The 23,654-nt window shown below is 69.9% G+C and carries 18 protein-coding genes; 3 read left to right on the top strand and 15 right to left on the bottom strand.

The genetic code is table 11. From position 1 onward, the window contains the following. Window positions 1-2: 2 nt before the first annotated feature. The 3 genes from AAW14_RS14865 to AAW14_RS14855 all read right to left on the bottom strand — a co-directional run bounded on the left by AAW14_RS14865 (window position 3) and on the right by AAW14_RS14855 (window position 4,507). Window positions 3-1,328 carry an ABC transporter substrate-binding protein gene (locus AAW14_RS14865; protein WP_265564050.1) on the bottom strand — a complete coding sequence of 442 codons (1,326 nt, stop codon included), beginning with the start codon at window positions 1,326-1,328 and terminating at the stop codon, window positions 3-5. Window positions 1,329-1,389: 61 nt separating this feature from the next. Then, a complete protein-coding gene (locus AAW14_RS14860; RefSeq protein ID WP_265564048.1) occupies window positions 1,390-3,036 on the bottom strand; it encodes an alpha-amylase family glycosyl hydrolase in 1,647 nt (548 codons plus the stop codon). A gap of 199 nt (window positions 3,037-3,235) precedes the next feature. Next, window positions 3,236-4,507: an ABC transporter substrate-binding protein gene (locus AAW14_RS14855; RefSeq protein ID WP_265564046.1), complete on the bottom strand. Its 1,272-nt coding sequence runs from the start codon at window positions 4,505-4,507 to the stop codon at window positions 3,236-3,238. Window positions 4,508-4,631: 124 nt separating this feature from the next. Between AAW14_RS14855 and AAW14_RS14850 the strand changes: the two genes are divergently transcribed. The 3 genes from AAW14_RS14850 to AAW14_RS14840 all read left to right on the top strand — a co-directional run bounded on the left by AAW14_RS14850 (window position 4,632) and on the right by AAW14_RS14840 (window position 8,237). After that, entirely contained in the window at window positions 4,632-5,147 is a 516-nt protein-coding gene (locus tag AAW14_RS14850; RefSeq protein WP_265564044.1) for a PadR family transcriptional regulator, read from the top strand. Then, complete coding sequence (locus AAW14_RS14845) at window positions 5,144-5,893, top strand: ABC transporter ATP-binding protein (protein WP_265564043.1); 750 nt, start codon at window positions 5,144-5,146, stop codon at window positions 5,891-5,893. The genes AAW14_RS14850 and AAW14_RS14845 overlap by 4 nt, the downstream gene beginning before the upstream one ends. Before the next feature lie 64 nt (window positions 5,894-5,957). Beyond that, entirely contained in the window at window positions 5,958-8,237 is a 2,280-nt protein-coding gene (locus AAW14_RS14840) for an ABC transporter permease (RefSeq protein WP_265564040.1), read from the top strand. A 293-nt stretch (window positions 8,238-8,530) separates the two neighbouring features. On the opposite strand, the gene pgi is transcribed toward AAW14_RS14840, so the two are convergent. The 12 genes from pgi to uvrC form a co-directional block, all read right to left on the bottom strand. Continuing rightward, on the bottom strand, window positions 8,531-10,183 hold the full coding sequence (gene pgi, locus AAW14_RS14835; protein WP_265564038.1) for a glucose-6-phosphate isomerase: 1,653 nt from the start codon (window positions 10,181-10,183) through the stop codon (window positions 8,531-8,533). A 72-nt stretch (window positions 10,184-10,255) separates the two neighbouring features. Further along, window positions 10,256-10,801, bottom strand: coding sequence for a hypothetical protein (locus tag AAW14_RS14830; protein WP_265564036.1), 546 nt, complete (start codon window positions 10,799-10,801; stop codon window positions 10,256-10,258). 177 nt (window positions 10,802-10,978) lie between these two features. Continuing rightward, window positions 10,979-11,314 carry an RNA polymerase-binding protein RbpA gene (locus tag AAW14_RS14825; protein ID WP_003957010.1) on the bottom strand — a complete coding sequence of 112 codons (336 nt, stop codon included), beginning with the start codon at window positions 11,312-11,314 and terminating at the stop codon, window positions 10,979-10,981. A 211-nt stretch (window positions 11,315-11,525) separates the two neighbouring features. Beyond that, a complete protein-coding gene (gene secG, locus AAW14_RS14820; RefSeq protein ID WP_265564034.1) occupies window positions 11,526-11,762 on the bottom strand; it encodes a preprotein translocase subunit SecG in 237 nt (78 codons plus the stop codon). Window positions 11,763-11,915: 153 nt separating this feature from the next. Then, window positions 11,916-12,692 carry a triose-phosphate isomerase gene (tpiA, locus tag AAW14_RS14815; protein WP_265564032.1) on the bottom strand — a complete coding sequence of 259 codons (777 nt, stop codon included), beginning with the start codon at window positions 12,690-12,692 and terminating at the stop codon, window positions 11,916-11,918. A 5-nt stretch (window positions 12,693-12,697) separates the two neighbouring features. Further along, complete coding sequence (locus tag AAW14_RS14810) at window positions 12,698-13,909, bottom strand: phosphoglycerate kinase (protein WP_265564031.1); 1,212 nt, start codon at window positions 13,907-13,909, stop codon at window positions 12,698-12,700. Window positions 13,910-14,077: 168 nt separating this feature from the next. Further along, window positions 14,078-15,085, bottom strand: coding sequence for a type I glyceraldehyde-3-phosphate dehydrogenase (gap, locus tag AAW14_RS14805; protein ID WP_265564029.1), 1,008 nt, complete (start codon window positions 15,083-15,085; stop codon window positions 14,078-14,080). A gap of 227 nt (window positions 15,086-15,312) precedes the next feature. Next, on the bottom strand, window positions 15,313-18,267 hold the full coding sequence (locus tag AAW14_RS14800) for a M14 family metallopeptidase (protein WP_265564027.1): 2,955 nt from the start codon (window positions 18,265-18,267) through the stop codon (window positions 15,313-15,315). A gap of 151 nt (window positions 18,268-18,418) precedes the next feature. After that, the gene (gene whiA / locus AAW14_RS14795; protein WP_265564025.1) at window positions 18,419-19,408 is read right to left on the bottom strand and encodes a DNA-binding protein WhiA; all 990 of its coding nucleotides are present in this window, start codon (window positions 19,406-19,408) and stop codon (window positions 18,419-18,421) included. Next, window positions 19,399-20,466, bottom strand: a complete 1,068-nt coding sequence (locus AAW14_RS14790) for a gluconeogenesis factor YvcK family protein (protein WP_265564022.1) — start codon at window positions 20,464-20,466, stop codon at window positions 19,399-19,401. Before AAW14_RS14790 ends, whiA begins: the two co-directional genes overlap by 10 nt. Beyond that, window positions 20,463-21,476: an RNase adapter RapZ gene (gene rapZ, locus AAW14_RS14785; RefSeq protein ID WP_265564020.1), complete on the bottom strand. Its 1,014-nt coding sequence runs from the start codon at window positions 21,474-21,476 to the stop codon at window positions 20,463-20,465. Before rapZ ends, AAW14_RS14790 begins: the two co-directional genes overlap by 4 nt. Next, entirely contained in the window at window positions 21,473-23,506 is a 2,034-nt protein-coding gene (gene uvrC / locus AAW14_RS14780; protein WP_265564018.1) for an excinuclease ABC subunit UvrC, read from the bottom strand. The genes rapZ and uvrC overlap by 4 nt, the downstream gene beginning before the upstream one ends. Window positions 23,507-23,654 lie beyond the last annotated feature (148 nt).

Below are 23,654 nucleotides of genomic sequence, written 5' to 3'. Positions count from 1 at the left end.
GGTCAGCCCCCGTACGCCTTGGCCGCCGCGTCCTCCAGCTTGGCCGCCGTGCCCTTCGGGTCGGACGGGTCACTCAGGAAGTCCTGAAGGAGCTTCCACTCGCCGGCGCCCTTGGTGCCGCCGAAGGCCGCGGGCGCCTGGTCCGACATGTCGAAACGGACCGAGTCCCCCGCGGCGATGAGGGACTTCGCGGTCGCGCGGGCCACGTCGTCGCTGTAGGAGGCGGGGTCGAGCTTCTTGTTCGGGGACAGGAAGCCGCCCGCCTTCGCCCAGACGGCCGCGGCCTCGGGGGTCGCCAGGTACTCCAGGAGCTTCATCCCGGCCGCGGCATTCTTGCCGTCCTTGAGGACGACCGCCGCGTCACCGCCGCTGACCACGGGCGCGGTGCCGCCGTCGACCGCCGGGAACGGGAAGAAGTTGGCGTCCTTGCCGATCGTCTTGCCGAACTGGTCGTGGGCGACCCCGGCGACGAAGTCGCCCTCGTACACCATGCCCGCCTCGGGCTTGGGCCCGAAGACCTTCTCCACCGAGCCCGGGAAGTCGGTGTTGAGGGCCCCCTTCTGGCCGCCCGCGATCAGCTGCTTGTCCTTGAAGAGCGTGCCGAGCGTGGTGAGCGCCTTGACCACGGTCGGGTCGGTCCACTTGAGCTTGTGGGCGGCAAGGGCGTCGTACTTCTCGGGCCCGGCCTGGGAGAGGTAGATGTTCTCGAACCAGTCGGTGAGCGTCCAGCCGTCCTGCCCGGCGACCGCGAAGGCGGCGAGGCCCGAGTCGGCGACGGTGTGTCCGGCCTTCAGCATCTCGTCGAACGTCTTCGGCGGCTTGACGCCGGCCTGGTTCAGCGCGTCGGGGCTGTACCACACCGTCGACTTGTGAGCGGCCTTGAAGTACAGGCCGTAGAGGTTGCCGTCGACGCTGCCGTACTTCTTCCACACGCTTGCGTAGTCGGCGTCCACGGTCTGCTGAGTGGTCCCCGACAGGGGCTTGAGCCAGCCCTTCTTCGCGAACTGCTGGAGCACACCCACCTGCGGGACCATCACGACGTCGGGGGCGTTACCACCCTCGATCTTGCTGCCGACGACGGTGGAGACGTTGTCGCCGGTGGACACGAACTGCGTCTTGGCGCCGGTCTTCGCGGTGAACGCGTCCAGCACCTTCTGGAAGTTCTTCTGCTCACTGCCGGTCCAGACACCGGCCACGGTGACGGTCTGGCCGCTGAGCGCCTTGTCGCCGCCGCCCGCGGAGACCGGACCGCCGCCACAGGCGGTCGCGCCGAGCGCCAGGACGAGTGCGGTGCAGCCGGTGAGCAAGGTGGTACGTCGTCGCATCATCGTTGATGTCCCTTCGGAGGATGGGGAGTTGACGGGTAGGGAGGGCTTCGGACGGTGGTGGTCAGAGGTCGGTGCCGTCGCTGATCCACCAGGCGGCCGTGGAGCCGGCGAGCACCCCAGGGGGGCAGGGGCCGCTGGCGAGCAGGGGGGTTCCGGAGACCGGTGCCGGGGTGGGAGCCGTACCGAAGTTGACGGCGCAGACGAGACCGTCGCCGCGGACGAATCCGAGGACGCCCGGCGGGGTGTCCAGCCAGCGCAGCGAGCCCTCACCCAGCTGAGGGAGCGCGGCACGCAACTGGAGTCCGTCGCGGTACAGGTGCCAGAAGGAGCGGGTGTCGGCCAGGGCCCGGTCGGTGGCGTGCTCGGCGAACCACTCCGGCTGTGGCAGCCACGGTTTGGCCCCTTCGGCCCCGGAGGTGAAGCCGAACGGGGAGGCCTGCCCCGACCAGGGCAGCGGCACCCGGCAGCCGTCGCGGATGCGGGCGCGGCTTCCGGTACGGCGGAAGATCGGGTCGGTGAGCACGTCGTCGGGCAGGTCCACGACCTCGGGCAGACCCAGTTCCTCGCCCTGGTAGATGTACGCGGCCCCGGGCAGCGCCAGCAGCAGCAGCGCGGCAGCGCGGGCGCGGGCGGCGCCCAGGCCGCTGCCCTCGGTGAGGAGCTCGCCGTAGCGGGTCACGGTGCGGACCTGGTCGTGGTTGTTGAGGACCCAGGTGACCGTGGAGCCGGTGCCGGCTATGTCCTGCATGGCCTCGGAGACGACCTTGCGGAAGGCGTCGGCGCTCCAGGGGGCGCTGAGCAGGTCGAAGAAGAAGGCCTGGTGGAGTTCGTCCTGGCGGACGTACTTCGCGTGCTCGCGCGCGGTCGGGACCGAGACCTCGCCGACCAGCAGGCGTTCGCGGCCGTCCTGTGCCGTGTACTCCTCGCACACCGCGCGCCAGTGCCGCCACACGTCGTGCACCTCGGGCTGGTTCCAGGCGAGCGGGTTGACGGAGTCCCGGGTACGCGCGTCCGCCTCGGGGTCCGGGGAGTCGGGCAGGTCCGGGTGCTTGAAGAGGCCGGCGGCGACGTCGATGCGGAAGCCGTCGACGCCCCGGTCCAGCCAGAAGCGGAGCACCTCGTCGAAGTGGGCGGCGACCTCGGGTTCGCGCCAGTTCCAGTCGGGCTGTTCGGGCGTGAACATGTGCAGGTACCACTGGCCGGGACGGCCGTCCGCCTCCGTGACGCGGCTCCAGGCCGGGCCGCCGAACATGGCGTGCCAGTTGTTGGGCGGCTCCGCGCCGTCCGGACCACGGCCCTCGGCGAAGTGGAAGCGGGCACGGGCCGCGCTGCCGGGGGCGGAGGCGAGCGCCTCACGGAACCACGGGTGCTCGCTGGAGCAGTGGTTGGGGACGATGTCCAGGAGCACCTTGATGCCCAGCCGCCGGGCGGCCGCCACCAGCAGGTCGAACTCGGCGAGGTCACCGAAGAGCGGGTCGACGTCGCAGTAGTCGGCCACGTCGTATCCGTGGTCGTGCTGGGGCGAGGGATAGAAGGGGCTGAGCCAGACGCCGTCGACGCCGAGCTTCTTCAGGTACGGCAACCCTGCCCTGACCCCGGCGAGATCGCCGATGCCGTCGCCGGTGCTGTCCAGAAAGCTGCGGACGTACACCTGGTAGATCACTGCGTCGCGCCACCAGCGGTGGGTGTCGATGCGCTTGAGACTCACCCCGTCGACCTGTCTGTGCGTGCTTACGGTTATGCATGCATGTTAAGTAGACGTGTCGCACAGGTGTCAACGAACAGACCGAAACTACCGAAGAGTTGGGGGATGATATCCGGACATATGGGGGCAGTCAGAGGCGAGATGAGATGTCCGCGTTACCTAACAAGTAACTATGCTGGACCTTGGTGCTGATCCAGCGCCGCTAGCGCTGGGAGATGGCGGCGAGCTCTCGCGCCAGTCGCCGCACCGCGCTCTCGGGCGTCTCGTGCCCGGTCAGCGCATCGTGGACGACAGCCTGCACCGCCAGGCTGACCTGGTCGTAGCGCGGGCTCTTGGGGCGCGGTGCGGCCGCGAGGACGCTCGCCCGCAGAGTCGGCAGATACGGGAACTGCCGTATCAGCCCAGGGTCGTCGTAGAGCGCGGCGCGTACGGGTGGCAGCGCGCCCCGCGTGAGGACCTGCCTCTGGACGCGCTCGCTGGTGAGGTACGCGATCAGACGCGCGGCCGACTCGGGATGCCGCGCATGCGTGTTGACCGCCAGATTGGAGCCGCCGAGGACGCTGGTCCCCGGCCCGTTCGGTCCCGGCAGCGGTACGGCACCGATCTTCCCCGCGACCTTGGACCCCCTGGCGGAGGCGACGGCGTACGCATACGGCCAGTTGCGCAGGAAGAGCAGATGGCCGTCCTGGAAGTCCTGTTTGGACTCCTCCTCCTTGTACGTCAGCGCCTTCCTCGGGATCCAGCCCTCGTGCACACCGCGGGCCAGGAACCCGATGCCCTCTCGGGCCGCGGCCGAGTTCACGGTGACGCGCTCGCCCTCGTCGCCCAGGATCGTGCCGCCCGCCGAGTACACCGCCTCGGCCGCGTTGACCGTGAGGCCCTCGTACGGCAGGAACTGGCCCGCATACCCGTCGAGTCCGTACTTGGGGGCGATGGTCTTCGCGTCCCGCTCCAGTTCGGCCCAGGTGCGCGGCGGCCGGACACCCTCTTTGTCGAGGATGTCCTTGCGGTACAGGAGCAGGCCGGCGTTGGTGACGTAGGGGACCGCGTACAGCTGCCCGTTGTAGGTGGCCGTGTCGACCACCGGCGGCAGGAAGCTCTTCAGCGGGAAACGGTCGCGCGGCAGCGGGCGGATCCAGCCTGCCGCCGCGAACTCGGAGGTCCAGGCGACATCGATGTTGAGGACGTCGAACCTGCTGCGGTCGCCGCCGCGCAGATCGGTGGTCATCTGCGCATGGGTCTCGTCGGCGGAGTCCGGGAGCTCGACGAGCGTGACCTTCTCACCGGGATGGGTACGATTCCAGCCGTCGAGGAGCGGGCCGAGGTAGCCGGTCAGGTCACCGGCGGTGGCCAGGGTGAGCGGTCCGCGGCCACCCGCGATGGCGTCGTCGGCACGGGCACCCGAGGCGATGTAACCGGTCAGCACCACCGCGAGGGCGAGGAGGCCCCTACCGGCGGCGTGTATCCACCGCATAGGTTCCTCCCTGTACACCGGCGCCGGGCACCTTCGCCCGGGGTCAGAGGCCATGTATACCTGTTAGGTATGAGCGATACTAGGGCCTGGAGCACAATACGAGGACCCGAGGAGGAAAGCACGAGTGCGCCTGCCCCTCCTGGCACTCCTCGCACGCGGCCCGGCCCATGGCTACGAGCTCAAGCAGGACCTTGAGCAACTGCTGGGGGCCGCGTACCCTCAGCCGAATGTCGGCCAGATCTACGTCACCCTCGGCCGCCTCGAGAAGACGGGACTGATCGAAGGCGAGGAGGTCGAGCAGTCCAGCCGACCCAACAAGAAGATCTACCACCTCACCGAGGCCGGGCGGGAGGCGCTGCGCGCCTGGTACGAGGAGGCGGCGGACGAGCCACGGGTACGGGACGAGTTCTTCATGAAACTGGCGCTCGCCCCGCAGACCGGTCTCGCCGACCAGATCGCCCTGATCAACAAACAACGGCGCCAGTACCTGAACACCATGCGCGACCTGTCGAAACTGGCCGCCGCCGAAGACCGCGACAACCGTATCGCCCAGTTGCTGATCGAGGGCGCGATGCTGCACCTGCAGGCCGACCTCGACTGGCTGGAGCGGTGCCAGGAGGAACTGGAGGAGCTGGAGTGAACGACCACCCCACTCCTCTGCTGCGCGCCGAAGGCCTGGTCAAGACCCACCACGGCGAAGGTGCGCCCGCCCATGCCGTGCGCGGGGTCGACCTGCGTGTGGCGCGGGGCGAATTCGTGGCCGTCACCGGCCCGTCCGGTGCCGGGAAGTCGACGCTGCTGCATCTGCTGGGCGGGCTGCAGCGGCCGGACGACGGCAGCATCTGGCTGGACGGCGATTGCACCGACTCCTACACCGAGGCGCGCTGGGCCGTGGAGCGCAGGAAGCGCATCGGGATCGTCTTCCAGTTCTTCAACCTGGTCTCCAACCTGTCGGTCGCGGACAACGTCGAGCTGCCCGCGCTGCTCGCCGGGGCCCCGCCGAAGCAGGCACGCGCCGCGCGGGAGGAGTTGCTGGCCGAGCTGGGCCTCGCGGGCAAGGAGCGCAGCATGCCGGGCGAGCTGTCCGGCGGCGAGCAGCAGCGGGTCGCGCTGGCCCGGGCCCTGGTCAACCATCCGCCGCTGCTGCTCGCCGACGAGCCCGCGGGCAGCCTCGACAGCAAGGGCACCCGTGAGGTGATGCGGCTGCTGTCCCGCTTCCACCAGCGCGGCCAGACCATCGTGCTGGTCACCCACGACGCCCGGCTGGCGAGCGCCGCCGACCGGGTGATCAGCTTCTTCGACGGCCGGATCGCCGACGACGCGGAGCTGGACGGCGCGTCGCCGCGCCGGAGCGGGATATCCGGCGTGCTGGAGCTGAAGGACTGATCCGCGGTGTACGAACTTCCGAGGGCGACCCCCCGCGCCCCGCGCGAGCCGAGAGGCTGACGCCGTGCGGGCCACCCTGCGCTGGGCGCACTCCGATCTTCGGACTCATCGCGGCGAGGCACTGTTCATCGTGCTCGCCACCGCCGGCATCGTCGTCTCGCTGCTGCTGGCGACGGCGCTCTTCGGGTATGCGACCAACCCCTGGCAGCGGGTCTTCACCCAGGCGCGCGGCGCACATGTGTGGATCCACACCGGTCCGTCCGCCGCCCCGGCCAAGCTCGCCGCACTGGACGGCGTCGAATCCGTCGCCGGCCCCTACGCCACCGAGTCCGGGACCCTCGCCTCCCGAGGCACCCGCGCCACCGTCGAACTGCGCGCCACCGACCAGCGCCCCACCGTCGGACGACCGCTGCTGACCTCGGGCCACTGGCTGGACCCTGCGCGCCCCGGGGGCGTGGTGCTGGAGACCCGGCTCGCCCGGGCGCTGCTGGCCGAACCCGGGGACACCCTGACACTCGTCGGCACGGCCCGGACGCTGACCGTCGTGGGCATCGCCGACAGCGCCGAGCCCCGCTACCGCCCCGGCGAACAGCCGGGGCTCGTCTGGGCGCTGCCGTCCGCGGTGCGCCACCCCGGCGGCCAGGTGACCGGACTGCGCCTGGCCGACCCCGGTGACACGGACTACATCGTCCAGCGCGCCGTCACCATGCTGGGTGCCGGCGCGGTCACCGAGGTCTCGACGTGGCAACAGGCGCGGGCCGAGGCGCAGGGCGACAACCGGCTGTTTGGTCAGGTACTGGCCCTGTTCGGACTGGGCGCGCTCGTCGCCGCCGGGTTCGCCGTGCACGGAGCGATCGGCACCCGCATCCGGGGCCATCTGCGGGACATATCGGTCCTGAAGGCGATCGGTTTCACGCCCGGCCAGGTCGTCCGGATCTTCCTCCTCCAGCATGTGGCCTACGCTCTGCTGGGCGCGCTGGCCGCCGGGGCCCTCACGCAAGGGCTGGGCCGCTACATCCCGGGGCGCCTCGGGGACGCGGTCGGCGTATGGCAGGGGCTGCCCGGGCACACCGTGGCGCTGTTCGCGGTACCGGTGGGCGCCGTGCTGTTCATCGCAGCCACCACCGGGCTCGCGGCCTGGCGAGCGGGGCGGGTGCCTCCGGTACCGGTGCCTCGGCCCGCGGCGGCGCCGTCCGGCCGGCTCTCGGGCCCGGCGCGCAGGGCCCTCGGACTGCGGCTGCCACCCGCTTTGGTCCTGGGCTGGCACAAGGCGTTCACGCGCCGTCCCCGGTCGGTGGCCACGATCGCCCGGCTGGCGCTGCCGCTGCTGCTGATCGTGGTGGCGATGAGCGCATGGACCACCATCGACAGCTTCCACAGCAGACCCGAGCAGATGGGCCTCGCGTCCCTCACCGTGCGCCCCGACGGCGATCTCGGCGAGCAGGCAGCACACTCCCTGCTGGAGAAGAATCCGCAGGTCGCAGCCGCCTACCCGGGCGTCGAGGTGGCGGCCCTGGTCCCGGGTCAGACGGCCACGATCGCCCTGCGCGGCCTGGGCACACGCCAGGACCCGTACCCCTACGCCGTCGCCGAGGGCCGTCCCGCCCTGGGTCCCGACGAGGCGGTGGCCGGCCAGGGGCTGCTCGATCTGCTGGACGTGCGCGTCGGCGACTGGGTGCGGATGACGGTGGGTGACCAGCCGCAGATCCTGCACATCGTGGGCCGCAGCATCGAGCCGGAGAACGCCGGGCGGGTCATCTCCACCTCGCTCGACACGCTGACGGAGAACGACCCTCAGCTGCGTCCCACCCTCTACCAGCTCCGCCTCCGGCCCGGCGCCGATCCGCACCAGGTCGCGGGCGAGCTGGCCACGGCCGCGCCGGGACATCTGGATGTGCATCCCATCACAAATCCGGCGGACGGGCTCTCACCGCTACGCGGAGTGGTCCTGGGGCTGATCGCCGTTCTCGCGCTCATCGGACTCATCGAGCTGCTGACCGCGATCGGCGGCACCATCCGTGAGAGCGAGCGGGATCTGCTGGCGCTCAAGGCGATCGGTCTGTCCCCGCGGCAGATCACGGGTATCACCGTCACCGCCACCGCCTGCACGGCACTGGCCGCTGTCTGCGTCGGCACGGCGCTGGGAATTCCCCTCGCCCACTGGCTGATCGACGTCCAGGGCCGGTCCAGCGGTATCGGCGCCGGACTGGCCCAGGGCCCCTCCCCGGTCCTCCTGCTGCTGTTCGGTGCCGCGGCCGTGCTGGGCGCCGCCGCCCTCGCCGCCCTGCCCGCCTCCCGGGCGGCTCGCCGCAGGCTCGCGGACACCCTGAGCGCGGTGGCCTGAGCCGCGGGTCCGCCGAGCGTGATGTACCGAGTGGGGCGGCCTGAACACGGTGGCCCGAGCGGCGGGCTCCCGGAACACGGTGTTCCGAACGGACTGGCCGGGACAGGGTGACCCGAGCGAACCGGCCGGGACTGGGTGGCCCGAGCGGACTGGCCGGGACAGGGTGACCCGAGCGAGCCGACCCCAACAGGGTGTTCCGAACACGGTGTTCCGAACCGGTGTTCCGAGCGGGGAGCAGGTGCGGCTCCGGGAAGGGGCGGCGGTCCACACCGTCCCCTTCCCGTCCGCCGAGGCTAACGGCCGCGCAGCTCCCGGTACTTGGCGACGAGAGCCTTGGTCGACCCGTCCAGGCCTTCCACCGCGGCGCCCTCGGTGAGCGCGGGCTCGACACGCTTGGCCAGGACCTTGCCGAGCTCGACGCCCCACTGGTCGAAGGAGTCGATGTTCCAGACCGCGCCCTGGACGAACACCTTGTGCTCGTAGAGCGCGACCAGCTGGCCGAGGACCGAGGGGGTGAGGTCCTTGGCGAGGATCGTGGTCGTCGGCCGGTTGCCCCTGAACGTCTTGTGCGGCACCAGCTCCTCCGGCACGCCCTCCGCGCGCACCTCGTCGGCGGTCTTGCCGAAGGCCAGCGCCTGGGTCTGGGCGAAGAAGTTCGCCATCAGCAGGTCGTGCTGCGCCTTCAGCTCGTCGCTGAGCTCGGCGACCGGGTTCGCGAAGCCGATGAAATCGGCCGGGATCAGCTTGGTGCCCTGGTGGATCAGCTGGAAGTAGGCGTGCTGGCCGTTGGTGCCCGGCGTACCCCACACGACCGGCCCGGTCTGCCATTCGACCTCACGGCCGTCCCGGTCCACGGACTTGCCGTTGGACTCCATGTCGAGCTGCTGGAGATACGCGGTGAACCTGGACAGGTAGTGCGAGTACGGGAGGACGGCGTGCGTCTGGGCGTCGTGGAAATTGTCGTACCAGATGCCCAGCAGGCCGAGCAGCAGCGGCACGTTGGACTCGGCGGGGGCGGTGCGGAAGTGCTCGTCGACGAGATGGAATCCGTCGAGCATCTCACGGAAGCGGTCCGGGCCGATGGCGATCATCAGGGACAGCCCGATCGCCGAGTCGTACGAGTAGCGGCCGCCGACCCAGTCCCAGAACTCGAACATGTTGGCCGTGTCGATGCCGAACTCCGCGACCTTCTCGGCGTTCGTCGAAACGGCCACGAAGTGCTTGGCCACGGCCTCCTGACCGGCCTTCAGCTCCGTCAGCAGCCACTGGCGCGCCGACGTCGCGTTGGTGATCGTCTCGATCGTGGTGAACGTCTTCGAAGCGACGATGAACAGCGTCTCGGCGGCGTCGAGGTCGCGGGTGGCCTCGTGCAGATCGGCACCGTCGACGTTCGACACGAAGCGGACCGTCAGACCGCGGTCGGTGAAGGCGCTCAGCGCCTCGTAGGCCATGGCCGGACCCAGGTCGGAGCCGCCGATGCCGACGTTGATCACGTTCTTGATGCGCTTGCCGGTGTGCCCGGTCCACTCGCCCGAGCGGACACGCTCACTGAAGGCGGCCATCTTGTCCAGGACCGCGTGCACCTTGGGGACGACGTTCTCCCCGTCGACCTCGATCACCGCGTCACGCGGGGCGCGCAGCGCGGTGTGCAGGACTGCGCGGTTCTCGGTGGTGTTGATCTTCTCACCGCGGAACATGGCGTCCCTGAGGCCGAACACGTCCCGAGCGGCGGCCAGCTCGCGCAGCAGCCGCAGCGTCTCGTCGGTGACCCGGTGCTTGGAGTAGTCGATGTGCAGGTCACCGACCTGCAGCGTGTACCCGCTGCCGCGTCCGGGGTCCGCCGCGAACAGGTCGCGCAGGTGCACTTCGCCGAGCTCCTCGCGGTGCTTGGCCAGCGCGGCCCACTCGGGCGTCTGGTTGAGCCTGGTACGGCTGTCTGCGTTCATCTCGGACTTCAGCCTTCTTCCTTGCCTGTGCTGCTGCGTACCTCGCCCCGCTGCCGGTCCCAACCTAATTGATCAGAGGGTGGGGTGACCTCTTGTCACGCCGTCGTCCGGCGCAACAACAGGTACGTCCGGCTTGCGTACGGTTGTCAACGAGGTGACGGCGAGCCCGAAGAGCACGGCTGCGAGCAGCGCCGGCTCGTTCAACCCGTACACCCGTGCCATCGATCCGCCGAGGAGGGCGCCGAGCGGGGCTCCGGAGGTCGAGGCCGTGCGGAAGGCGGAGGCGATGCGCCCCAGCATTGACTCGGGGCCCCGATGCCGCGTCATCGTGACCTGGTTGACGTTCCACACCATCGTCATGGCGCCGAGCAGCAGCAATGCGACGAGCAGGGCGCCCAGGTCGCGGACGGCCCCCATGAGCGGCAGGCACGCCGTCCGGACCTTCCGGCCAGGATCAGCGCGCGGAGGCGTCCGGTGCGGCATGCGATCCGCGAGCAGGGTCAGCGCGGCCGTACGCAGCGCGTCCCCGAGCGAGGAAACTCCGGCGGTCCACAGCCGCGCGAATCCCCCACGCCACGCGGGCCGCCGTAAGACGTCCGCCACCTCGACCGTTGTCATCGTCCCCCCTCACGATTCGCCGATGCACAAACCGTAAAGGGCACCACTGACAATCGTGCTGAGCAGGGGAAACCGCGAGTTCGGGCACAGCCGGGCACCCTCACGGGCCACCCACGGCCGGGGGCGCACCGAACGCGACCGGCCGGGCGCCAGAAGGCACCCGACTGGACTCAACTTCTAGATTTCGCCCCGCAGTTTGGCGAGCGCCTCGGCGAGGATCGCCTCGCCGTCCGCGTCGCTGCGCCGCTCCCGGACATACGCGAGGTGCGTCTTGTAGGGCTCGGTGCGCGGCGGGTCCGGCGGGTTGTCCCGGTCCTGACCGGCCGGAAAGCCGCAGCGCGGGCAGTCCCAGGTGTCGGGAACCTGCGCGTCGCTGGCGAAGCTGGGCTGCGTCTCGTGCCCGTTGGAGCACCAGAAGGAGATGCGCAGACGCGGCGCGGACTCGCCGCGCTCGGCCTCGCCCATCGGCCCCGCCCCGACCCGGCTTCCTCGGATCGCGTTGCCACTTGCCACGGTCGTAACTCCCTGCGTGATGGTGCCGCGAAACTCGTCGGCGTTTCGCTTCGCTGCGAGCGCCTCAGTCTACGTAAGGCCCAACGCGCGTCCAGTGATGGGAGTTACCCCCGCCCCCAGACGCACGCCCCATGATAGGCCGCGTCCGAAGACCCGTACCGGACATGGGGCGTTACGTGCCCAATGTGCGATATGCCGGTTAAGGCCGGCGCTAGTGGTTGACCTTCATCAGGATGCCCAGCACCACGATGCACGCAAGCCAGAGCACACCGATCACGATGGTGATCCGGTCGAGGTTGCGCTCGGCGACCGAGGAGCCGCCGACGGAGGACTGCATGCCGCCACCGAACATGTCGGAGAGGCCGCCGCCCTTCCCCTTGTGCATCAGCACCAGCAGCATCAGCAGCAGGCTGAAGACGATCAGGGCGATCGAGAACCCCAAAACCACGGCTGGACCAACTTCCTCGGACTCGGATGGACGACGGGGGCCGGTGGCCACGCGGCGGAGCCGCATATCGAAAACGCCACCAGCCCCCGCAAGGGTACGACGGATCGCCCCTACCGCATACTCATGACGTGGAGGACCGCCCGGGAGTGCTGATCACTGCTCCCGGAAACGGACGATCTTGACGAACTCGTCCGCGTCCAGCGAGGCGCCGCCGACCAGGGCGCCGTCGATGTCAGGCTTCGCCATGATCTCGGCGACATTGCCCGACTTCACCGAGCCGCCGTACTGGATGCGGACCTTGTCGGCCACGTCCTGCGAGTACAGATCGGCGATCTTGCCGCGGATCGCCGAGCAGACTTCCTGGGCGTCGTCGGAGCCGCAGACCTTTCCGGTGCCGATGGCCCAAACGGGCTCGTACGCGATCACGATCGTCTCGACCTGCTCGGCCGGCAGGTCCTTCAGACCGCCCTCGAGCTGACCGAGCGTGTGCCCGACATGCTCGGCGGCCTCGCGGACCTCCAGCTCCTCGCCGACACACAGGATCGGGGTCAGTCCGTGCTTGAATGCGGCCTTGGCCTTGGCGTTCACCAGCTCGTCGGTCTCGCCGTGGTACTGCCGTCGCTCGGAGTGACCGATCACCACAAAGGTGCACTTCAGCTTGGCCAGCATCGACGCGGAGATCTCGCCGGTGTAGGCGCCGGACTCGTGCGCCGAGACGTCCTGGGCACCGTACTTGATCTTGAGCTTGTCGCCGTCGACCAGGGTCTGCACGGAGCGCAGGTCGGTGAAGGGCGGCAGGACGGCGACCTCGACGGCCTCGTAGTCCTTGTCCGCGAGGGCGAAGGCGAGCTTCTGGACGTGCGCGATGGCCTCGAGGTGGTTGAGGTTCATCTTCCAGTTGCCCGCCATCAGCGGCGTGCGCGTGCTCATCTAGGTCAGTCCTCCAGTGCGGCGAGTCCGGGGAGCGTCTTGCCCTCGAGGTATTCGAGGGAGGCGCCGCCCCCGGTCGAGATGTGGCCGAATGCCGACTCGTCGAAGCCCAGCTGGCGCACGGCCGCGGCGGAGTCGCCGCCGCCGACGACCGTGAAGGCCGGGGAGTCGATCAGAGCCTGGGCAATGGCCCTGGTGCCCTCGGCGTAGTCGGGGTGCTCGAAGACGCCCATGGGACCGTTCCAGAAGACGGTGGCCGCGTCGGCGAGCTTCGAGGCGTACAGCTTGCGGGTCTCCGGGCCGATGTCCAGGCCCTCCTGGTCGGCCGGGATCGCGTCCGCGGCGACGACCGTCGGATGCGCCGGGGCCTTGGTCTTCAGGTCCGGGAAGTCGGGCGCGACCAGCGCGTCCACGGGCAGCAGCAGCTCGACGCCGGTCTTCTCGGCGCGCTCGATGTACTCCCTGACGGCCGGGATCTGGTCCTCCTGCAGGAGGGACTTGCCGACCTCGTAGCCCTTGGCCTTGAGGAAGGTGTAGGCCATGCCGCCGCCGATCAGCAGACGGTCGGCCTTGCCGAGCAGCTGGTCGATGACGGCCAGCTTGTCGGAGACCTTGGCGCCGCCCAGCACGACGACGTACGGCCGCTTGAGGTCCTCGGTGAGCTTCTTCAGGACACCGACCTCGGTCGCGATGAGGTAGCCGGCGTAGTGCGGCAGACGGGCCGGGAGGTCGTACACGGAGGCGTGCTTGCGGTGGACCGCGCCGAAGCCGTCGCTCACGTACACGTCGGCGAGGGCGGCGAGCTGGTCGGCGAACTCGCCGCGCTCGGTGTCGTCCTTGGAGGTCTCGCCGGGGTTGAAGCGCAGGTTCTCGATGACCGCGACCTGGCCGGGCTCGAGGCCGTCGACGGCGTCATGGGCGGCGGGGCCGACGGTGTCCTGGGCGAAGGCCACGGGGGCGCCCAGGAGTTCACCGAGGCGCTCGGCGGCCGGCAGCAGCGAGAAGGCGGGGTCCGGGGCGCCCTTGGGGCGGCCCAGGTGCGAGGCGACGACCACCTTGGCACCCGCGTCGGTGAGGGCCTTGACGGTGGGCAGCACGGCGCGGATGCGGCCGTCGTCGGTGATCACACCGTCGGCCAGCGGCACGTTGAGGTCGGCGCGGACGAAGACCCGCTTGCCGTCCACGCCGTCGGAGAGAAGTTCGTCGATCGTCTTCATAGGGGGACTCCTGGGAAAGGGCTCTTGATCGTACGAGGGCCGGTCGATCTGCACGCGAGCCGCCCCCGGGTACACCGGGCCGGCTCGCCGTACGTGAGTCAGGGCCCGGGCGGCGCGACCACGCGCTGCCCGAGCCCTGTTCTCACATCGAGGTGCCTGCTTCGGCGATCAGAGCTGGTTGCCGACGAAGACCGTCAGGTCGACGAGACGGTTGGAGTAGCCCCACTCGTTGTCGTACCAGCCGATGACCTTCACGTTCTTGCCCTCCTGGACCATGGTCAGGGAGGAGTCGAAGGTGCAGGACGCCGGCGCGTTGACGATGTCGGAGGAGACGATCGGGTCCTCGGTGTAGTCGAGGAGGCCCTTGAGCTCGCCCTCGGCGGCCTTCTGGAAGGCGGCGTTGACCTCTTCCTTGGTGACCTCGCGGCCGAGCTCGACGACCAGGTCGGTGACGGAGCCGGTCGGGACCGGGACCCGCATGGCGATGCCGTCCAGCTTGCCCTTGAGCTGCGGGAGCACCAGGGCGGTGGCCTTCGCGGCACCGGTGGTGGTCGGGATGATGTTCTCGGCGGCGGCACGGGCGCGGCGCAGATCCTTGTGCGGGAAGTCCAGGATGCGCTGGTCGTTCGTGTACGCGTGCACCGTGGTCATCAGACCCTTGACGATGCCGAAGTTCTCGTCGAGGACCTTCGCCATCGGAGCCACACAGTTGGTGGTGCAGGAGGCGTTGGAGATGACGTGGTGGTTCGCCGCGTCGTACTTGTCCTGGTTGACACCCATGACGATGGTGATGTCCTCGTCCTTGGCCGGAGCCGAGATCAGGACCTTCTTCGCGCCGCCGGCGAGGTGCTTCGCGGCGTCCTCGCGCTTGGTGAAGATGCCGGTCGACTCGATGACGATGTCGACGCCCAGCTCGCCCCACGGGATGTCGGCCGGGTTGCGCTCGGACAGCACCTTGATGGTGCGGCCGTCGACGGTGATCGTGTCGGCGGTGTGGGAGACCTCCTGCTTGAGGCGGCCCAGGATGGTGTCGTACTTCAGCAGGTGGGCGGTGGTCGCGGTGTCACCCAGGTCGTTGACAGCCACGATCTCGATGTCTGCACCCTGCTCCAGCAGCGCGCGGAAGTAGTTACGACCGATGCGGCCAAAGCCGTTGATGCCTACGCGGATCGTCACGAACCGATCTCCTCGTTGGTACGCCGGTTTCGACGCCGGCGAGCTCTATTTGGGATGTCCCCGACCGCCTACGACCCTACCCTCCGGAGGCCGCCGTAGTGACATCGAGATGCCTCATACTCGGACGGGCGGCCCGTACCCGCCAGTAGGGGTACGGACCGCCCTTGCGCGAGGGCCCGATCACTCCTTCCGGTGATACGGAACCAACTGCCATTGACTGCGCGGCGTCAGCCGCCGAGCGCGGCGAGTGCCTTCCTGATCAGGGCCGTCCGGTCGGCCCCCGACGCGAGGTGCTCCAGCCCGAAGCCCAGCAGCACGGTCCGGTCCGTGGTGACCGCTCCGTACGTCCTGAACAGCTCTCCCGTGCGCGCCCAGTCCTTGAGGACGGCCGGACTTCCCGGGGGTGGGCCCGCCACCCTCCACGCGCCGAGGGACGTCTCGAAGCCCTCGGTCCCGGTGGCCGTGCCGCCGACCACGAGCGAGGCGTCGTCGGCGAGGACACCGTGGCCGCCCGTACCGGGGTCGGTGATGTAGCTCAGCGAGACCTCGACCGTCTTCCCGGCGTACGCGCTGAGGTCGAAGTTCACCTGCCGCCAGCCGCCCGAGGAGCCGGTGAGGCTGTGCCACGTGCCGGTGGCGCCGGCCGCGGTGCAGCCGCCCGACGCCACGGTCAGATAGTGCTTGAGCCAGGGGTGCTCCCCGACGAGGAACCCTGCCGCGCAGCCCGCCGGCACCGCGTCACTGGTGGCCCCGCCGGACTCCGGCAGCGTCGTCCAGTCGTCGGCCCCGGCGGTGTGGACCTCGACCACGGCATGGTCGTAGCCGGGCTCGGTGTCCCACAGCATGTGGGCGCGCAGGGTGGGCCTGTCGGCGGCGCTCACCTTGGTGAGGTCGATGGAGCGGGTCAACCGCTTGTAGGCGTCGTCGGTGTGGACGGCGGCGGCCATGTAGGAGCCCGCGTACGGCCCGTACGGATTGACGATCCCGGCGAACCGGCCCGCCCCGGCGCTCGCGAACCGGGGGTACTGCGCGACGGGCAGCTCGTCCGAGGTGACGCCGTACATGCCCGCCTTGTCCAGGGGGTTGCCGGGCGCGGCACCCAGTGGCCCCGCGAAGCCGCTCAGCCTGCCGGAGCCGCTGAAGCCGGTGGCCCCCGAGGTCGACGTACGCGAGTAGGCGCCCAGGTAGTACTGGCTGAAGTCGTCGGAGAGCGTGCCGCGGCCGAGGTCGACGGCGCCGCCGGCCTGCTCGCCCGCCTCTATCAGCCTGCCGCCCTCGTTGAGGAAGGCGCGCAGCTGCAGCTGGGTGGCGCTGCCGGGGATGCTCGCGCCCGTGTAGTGGACGACCGTCCTGAAGTGGTCCAGCACGCCGAGCGCGTCGGGCGCGCCCTGGGTGGCGACGTCCCAGAGGACGGCTTTTCGGCCGCCGGCCCTCAGGGCATCGAGATAGATCTGGGCCTGGGTGGCCTTGGCGCCCTCCTCGGCGACCACCAGAATGTCCGCCCGCGCCCGCTCGGCCACGGTGTAGGTGAAGTGCGGGCTGGACGTCTTCTTGCCGCCCCTGTTTTCGCCGGTGAACCAGACCTCGACCTTGTCGCCCGGGTCGCCGTCCTTCACCTTGGCCCGGTACTCGTCGAAGTAGAGGTTGTCGTCACCGCCGTACGTCTCACCGCCCTTCCAGGGCCTGAGCGCCATGTCCTGCGTACGGCCGCCGTTGACGCGGTACTTGAGTTCCTTGTCGCGCACGGACTTCCGTACGACGACCGAGACCTCCTGGTCGGCGCCGCGCGCGTACGACGTCGGGAACGCGGCGGGGGTGAAGTCCGGTGCGTCGATGCCGACCGGGGATGACGGCTGGTCGGGGTGGGGCGCCGTCTCGGCGACGGAGAGCGCGAACGGGATGTTCTTCTCGAATTCCTGCTCGATCAGCTTCTCGTCGTCGGGGAAATTGAAGACCGACCGGCAGTCGGACGCGTTCCAGGCATCGTTGGGGTCGACGTTCGACGCCGTCTGGCAGGTCGACATCTCGGGGGTGAACATCGCCATGCCGTTGACGTTCGACGCGTGGCCGTCCGCCTCGCCGTTCGTCGTGTACAGCTCCGAGGAGACCTGTGAGCGATATCCCGGGATGGCCGGGGTGTCGGGGGTTCCGGCGAGCGCCTTGTAGAGGACGTCGTCGGGGGTCGGCGTGGCCACCTGCCAGCCGACGCCGTAGAGGAGCAGCTGAGCGGCGGAGTGGTAGTTGATGCCGTAGGTGAACCCGATGCGCTTCTCGAAGGTGTCGAGCGCGCGTGTCTCGGGCTCGGACTCGGGGCGTGCGCCGCGGTAGGTCTCGCTGGTGGGGTCGGGTGAGGAACCCTCGTTGTCGTAGCCCCACTTGTAGGCGAAGTTGCGGTTGAGGTCGACGCCGTCTCCGACGCCGATGACGCCGTCGCCGTTGACGTCCCGCAGGTTCTTGCGCCACAGGCGGGTGCCGGAGTTCTTGAAGGTGTAGTCGTAGCCGTCGGGATTGGCCGACAGGACGAACCACAGCTCGGTGGAGTCGACGATCTTCTTGATGCGTTTGTCCGTCGCGTAGTTGTCCAGGTAGTAGTGCATCAGCCGGCGGGTCATCTCCGGTGTGATCCACTCACGCGCGTGCTGGTTGGACAGATACAGCACGGAGGGCTTGGAGCCGTCCTTGGACTTCTTGGCGTTCCTGGTCAGCTTGAGCGCGAGGATGTCCTTGCCGCCCAGGGTCTTGCCGATGGAGACGACCTTGGTGAGGTCGGGGTGGGTCCGGCCGGTGCTGACGATCTCCTCCTTGAGACCGCCCTTGCCGCTGTAAGGGCGGAACACGCCCTGCGCGGCGTTCTCGACCCGCGTCTCGGCCTTGGTGGAAAGCGCGTGCTCGGTGAGGGCGACCCCCTGCTTCTGCAGGCTCTTGGCCTGCCGGTCGGTGAGGTAGACCTCGACGGTGGAGGAGCCGTGCGCGGCCACCTGCTCGCCCAGTTCATGGCCGTCCTGTCCGGCCTCGAGCAGCAGGGGTAGTTGCCTCTGGGTGACGTCGGCCCGGAAGACCTTCACCTCGTCCGGGTCGGGCCTCGACGAACCTCCGGGCTGCGCCTGGGCCATGGGTGCAAGGCCCGCTCCACCGAGCAGGAGTGCGCCGACTGCGAGGATCGATCTCGCTCTGTGTCTCATGAACCCCCCTAGCGGTGGTTCGCCACAGCGGCGAACAGATTGCCAGGTTCATGTCAGTTCATGATCGAGTCAAGGGCGCCTCAAAGACAGACAAACGCCGGTGCCGACAGCCCTGTTGTGCGTCGGCACCGGCGTGCTGGGGCTCGGTCCGTCACCCCGCGAGGTTGTCCGCCATCTCCTCCGTGAGGTTGGACTCCGTGCCCGGGATCCCGAGGTCCGCGGCACGCTTGTCGGCCATCGCCAGCAGACGGCGGATACGGCCCGCGACCGCGTCCTTGGTCAGCGGCGGGTCGGCGAGGGCACCCAGCTCCTCCAGGGAGGCCTGCTTGTGCTCCATGCGCAGACGGCCCGCGGCCGCGAGGTGCTCGGGGACCTCGTCACCGAGGATCTCCAGGGCCCTGGCGACCCGCGCCCCGGCGGCGACGGCGGCACGGGCCGAGCGGCGCAGATTGGCGTCGTCGAAGTTGGCCAGACGGTTCGCCGTGGCCCGGACCTCGCGGCGCATCCGGCGTTCCTCCCAGGCAAGCACGGACTCGTGCGCGCCGAGGCGGGTGAGCAGCGCGCCGATCGCGTCCCCGTCCCGGACCACCACGCGGTCCACACCCCGGACCTCGCGGGCCTTCGCGGCGATGGACAGCCGGCGGGCGGCGCCGACCAGGGCGAGCGCGGCCTCCGGACCGGGGCAGGTCACCTCGAGGGAGGACGAGCGCCCGGGCTCCGTCAGCGAGCCGTGCGCCAGGAACGCGCCGCGCCAGGCCGCCTCGGCGTCACAGGTGGCCCCCGAGACCACCTGCGGGGGAAGACCCCGGATCGGCCAGCCCCGGCCGTCGACGAGGCCGGTCTGCCGGGCCAGCTGGTCCCCGCCCGCGACCACGCGCACCACATAACGGGAGCCGCGGCGCAGACCGCCGGGCGCCATCACGATCAGTTCGGAGCTGTGGCCGAAGATCTCCAGGATGTCCCGCTTCAGACGCCGGGCCGCCATGGCCGTGTCCAGCTCCGCCTCGATCACGATACGGCCGCTGACCAGGTGAAGTCCGCCCGCAAACCGCAGGATCGCCGAGACCTCCGCCTTTCTGCAGCAGGTCCGGGTGACGGGAAGCCGGGAGATCTCGTCCTTCACCGCTGCCGTCATCGCCATGGGCCGATCCTTCCATGCATCCGAAAAATACGGTCGTACGCGGCGGCCAACAGCTCCGGGTCGTGCCGCGGGGACCCGTCGGTACGGGCCACCGGCGCCAGCTCGACCGCGGCACCGAACCGCTTGGCGGCCTCGGTCAGCGAGGCGCTGTCGGGCACGGCAGCCCGGTCGGCCAGCACCACGTCCAGGGCGAGTTTAGGGGCGTGTCGTCCCAAAACCTCCAAATGACGCTGCGGGGAGAAGCCCTCGGTTTCTCCGGGCTGCGGCGTGAGGTTCAAGGAGAGCACCCGGCGCGCCTTGGTCTCCACGAGGGCGTCCAGGAGCTCGGGCACAAGCAGGTGAGGGATCACCGAGGAGAACCAGGAGCCGGGCCCGAGCACCACCCAGTCGGCGTCCAGGACCGCGGCCACGGCCTCGGGGACGGCGGGCGGGTCGGGTGGTACCAGGTGCACGGACTGCACCTCGCCCGGGGTGAGCGCGACGGTCGCCTGCCCCCGTACGGTGCCCACCTCGTCCGGACGCTCCGGGTCGTGCCCCTTGACCAGCGCCTGGAGCTCCAGGGGCACGGCGGACATGGGCAGGACACGTCCGTGGGCGCCCAGGAGCCGCCCCACCAGGTCGAGCGCCTGGACGTGATCGCCGAGTTGCTCCCACAGCGCGACGATGAGGAGGTTGCCGACCGCGTGCTCGTGCAGGTCGCCCTTCGACTGGAAGCGGTGCTGGATGACGCGGGCCCAGGTCTGGCCCCAGTCGTCGTCGCCGCACAGCGCGGCCAGCGCCTTGCGCAGATCGCCCGGCGGCAGCACACCCAGCTCGTCGCGGAGTCGGCCGCTGGAGCCGCCGTCGTCGGCGACGGTGACGACGGCGGTGAGGTCGCCGGTGATCCGGCGCAGCGCGGCGAGCGAGGCGGACAGGCCCATGCCGCCGCCGAGGGCGACCACCTTGGGCTGGGCGCCACGGCGGCGCGCCCGGCCGCCGCGGGCCTCGGCGGGTGCGCCCCCGCGCCCCTCGGGCACCACCCGGCGCAGCCTGCTAAGCCGCAGAGCACGTCCAGTCACTCGCGCCCCATGTCCCGGTGTACGACCACGGTCTCCACTCCCTCGGCGGCCAGACGGGCGGCGAGCTTCTCGGACATGGCGACGGAGCGGTGCTTGCCGCCGGTACAACCGATGGCGATGGTCACGTAGCGCTTGCCCTCGCGGCGGTATCCGGCCGCGATGAGCCGCAGCAGCTCGGCGTAACGGTCGAGGAACTCCTTGGCCCCGGGCTGGTTGAACACGTACGCGGCCACCTCCTCGTTCAGACCGGTGTACGGGCGCAGCTCCGGGACCCAGTGCGGGTTGGGCAGGAAGCGCATGTCCGCGACCAGGTCGGCGTCGACCGGGAGGCCGTACTTGAACCCGAAGGACATGACGGTGGCCCGCAGCTCGGGCTCCTCCTCGCCGGCGAACTGGGCGTCCATCTTGGCGCGCAGTTCGTGCACGTTGAGGCTGGAGGTGTCGATGACGAGGTCGGCGTCGCCACGCAGCTCGCGCAGCAGCTCGCGCTCGGCGGCGATGCCGTCGACGATACGGCCGTCGCCCTGGAGGGGGTGGGGACGGCGGACGGATTCGAAGCGGCGTACCAGGGCCTCGTCGGAGGACTCCAGGAAGACGATCCGCCGCGTGACGTTCTTCGCCTCCAGGTCCGCCAGGGACTCGCGGAGGTTGTCGAAGAAACGTCTGCCGCGGACGTCGACGACGACCGCGATCCGGGCCACGTTGCCCTGGGAGCGCGCGCCCAGTTCCACCATGGTCGGGATCAGCGCGGGCGGCAGGTTGTCGACGACGAACCAGCCGAGGTCCTCCAGACACTTGGCGGCCGTCGAGCGGCCGGCGCCGGACATGCCGGAGATGATCACCAATTCGGGGATCGCCGCGTCGGGGACCCCGGCTGTTTCGATGCCCGTACTCACCTGTGCTCCGTTTTCCTGGGCCGCGTGCTGTCGCGCCCGATCGTCGCCCGTCTCCTTGTGGGCGGCCGGGCCCTGTGCCGAGCGTTCTTCCGTGCGCCGTTCGTGCTCGCTCATGTCTCCTGCCCCCGTCGTTCGTCCGGGGCGCCCGCAGACACGGGTGCCCCGGGGGAACCCGCCGATGTCCCGGGTTCCTCCTCTTCCATGATCTCTCCAGTCGCCGTGTTCACGGCGGGTGCGGGCGGGACCGCCCGGGCGAGGGCCACGGCGATTGTCTCGGCCGTCTTGCGGCCGATACCGGGGACCTCCTGAATCTGGTCGATTGTCGCGGACCGCAGCTTCTTCACCGAGCCGAAGTGCTTGATCAGCGCCAGTTTGCGGCCCTCGCCGAGACCCGGCACCTCGTCCAAGGGGCCCGACCTCAGACGCTTGCCCCGCTTGGCACGCTGGTAGGTGATCGCGAAGCGGTGCGCCTCGTCCCGGACGCGCTGGAGCAGGTACAGGCCCTCACTCGTGCGGGGCAGGACCACCGGATCGTCCTCCTCCGGCAGCCAGACCTCCTCCAGACGCTTGGCGAGGCCGCACACGGCGATGTCGTCGATGCCGAGCTCGTCCAGGGCCCTCTTGGCCGCCGCGACCTGCGGCTGCCCACCGTCGACCACGACGAGCTGCGGTGGGTAGGCGAACCGCCTGGGCCGCCCGTCCTCCTCCGTCAGCACGTCACCGTCGGCCCACTCCCCCGTCTTCTCCTTCTCAGCGAGATAACGCCGGAAGCGGCGGGTGATCACCTCGTGCATCGACCGGACGTCGTCCTGACCGGCGAAGCCCTTGATCTGGAAGCGGCGGTACTCGCTCTTGCGCTGGAGCCCGTCCTCGAAGACGACCATGGAGGCCACGACGTCCTCGCCCTGCAGGTGCGAGATGTCGTAGCACTCGATCCTGAGCGGGGCGCTGTCCAGCTCAAGGGCCCCGGCGATCTCCTCCAGGGCGCGCGAGCGAGTGGTCAGGTCGGAGGCGCGCTTGGTCTTGTGGAGCGCGAGCGCCTGCTGGGCGTTGCGCTGCACGGTCTCCATCAGTGCCTTCTTGTCGCCGCGCTGCGGGATGCGGAGCGACACGTTCGACCCGCGGCGGCCGGTGAGCCAGTCCTGGACCGGTTCTATGGGGTCGGGCAGCGCCGGGACGAGGACCTCCTTGGGCACGGAATCGCCCGTCTCCTCGCCGTAGAGCTGCTGGAGGGCGTGCTCGACGAGGGCGCCGGTGGTGACGTCCTCGACCTTGTCGGTGACCCAGCCTCGCTGGCCGCGCACGCGTCCGCCGCGCACATGGAAGATCTGTACGGCCGCCTCCAGCTCGTCCTCGGCGACGGCGACGAGGTCGGCGTCGGTCGCGTCGGTGAGCACGACCGCGCTCTTCTCCATGGCCTTCTTCAGGGCCTCGATGTCGTCGCGCAGGCGGGCGGCCCGCTCGTACTCCATCTCCTCGGCCGCCTCCGTCATCTGCTTCTCCAGACGGCGGAGGTACGTCCCCGTGCGGCCGGCCATGAAGTCGCAGAACTCGTCGGCCAGTTCACGGTGGTCCTCGGGGGAGATCCGGCCGACGCAGGGCGCGGAGCACTTGCCGATGTAGCCGAGCAGACAGGGGCGGCCCGTGCGCTCGGCGTTCTTGAAGACGCCGGCCGAGCAGGTGCGCACGGGGAAGACGCGCAGCAGCAGGTCCACGGTGTCACGGATCGCCCACGCGTGCCCGTACGGCCCGAAGTACCGTACGCCCTTGCGCTTCTGGCCGCGCATCACCTGGACGCGCGGGAACTCCTCGTTCATCGTCACCGCAAGGTAGGGGTAGCTCTTGTCGTCGCGGTACTTGACGTTGAACCGGGGGTCGAACTCCTTGATCCAGGTGTACTCCAGCTGCAGGGCCTCGACCTCCGTGGACACCACGGTCCACTCCACGGACGCCGCCGTGGTGACCATGGTGCGGGTGCGCGGGTGGAGGCTCGCCAGGTCCTGGAAGTAGTTCGCCAGGCGCTGGCGCAGGCTCTTCGCCTTTCCGACGTAGATCACCCGACGGTGTTCGTCACGGAACCTGTAGACCCCGGGGGAGTCCGGGATCTCTCCCGGCTTGGGGCGGTAGCTGGAGGGGTCGGCCATGTCTCACACCCTACTGGCGGCCACCGACACCGCGGCGCCCCTGTGGACAAGGGCCAACGGGACCCGTGGGACACGAGAGGCGCGGGCCCTGGGGTGACGGCTGACGTGGCACCGGTAGCGACGACGGCTGCCGTGGCGCCGGTACCGG

Source organism: Streptomyces hygroscopicus, assembly GCF_026168105.1.
GTDB classification, from domain to species: domain Bacteria; phylum Actinomycetota; class Actinomycetes; order Streptomycetales; family Streptomycetaceae; genus Streptomyces; species Streptomyces hygroscopicus_D.
Note: the sequence above shows the minus strand (reverse complement) of the source record. Positions and strands in the feature narration are given on the sequence as shown.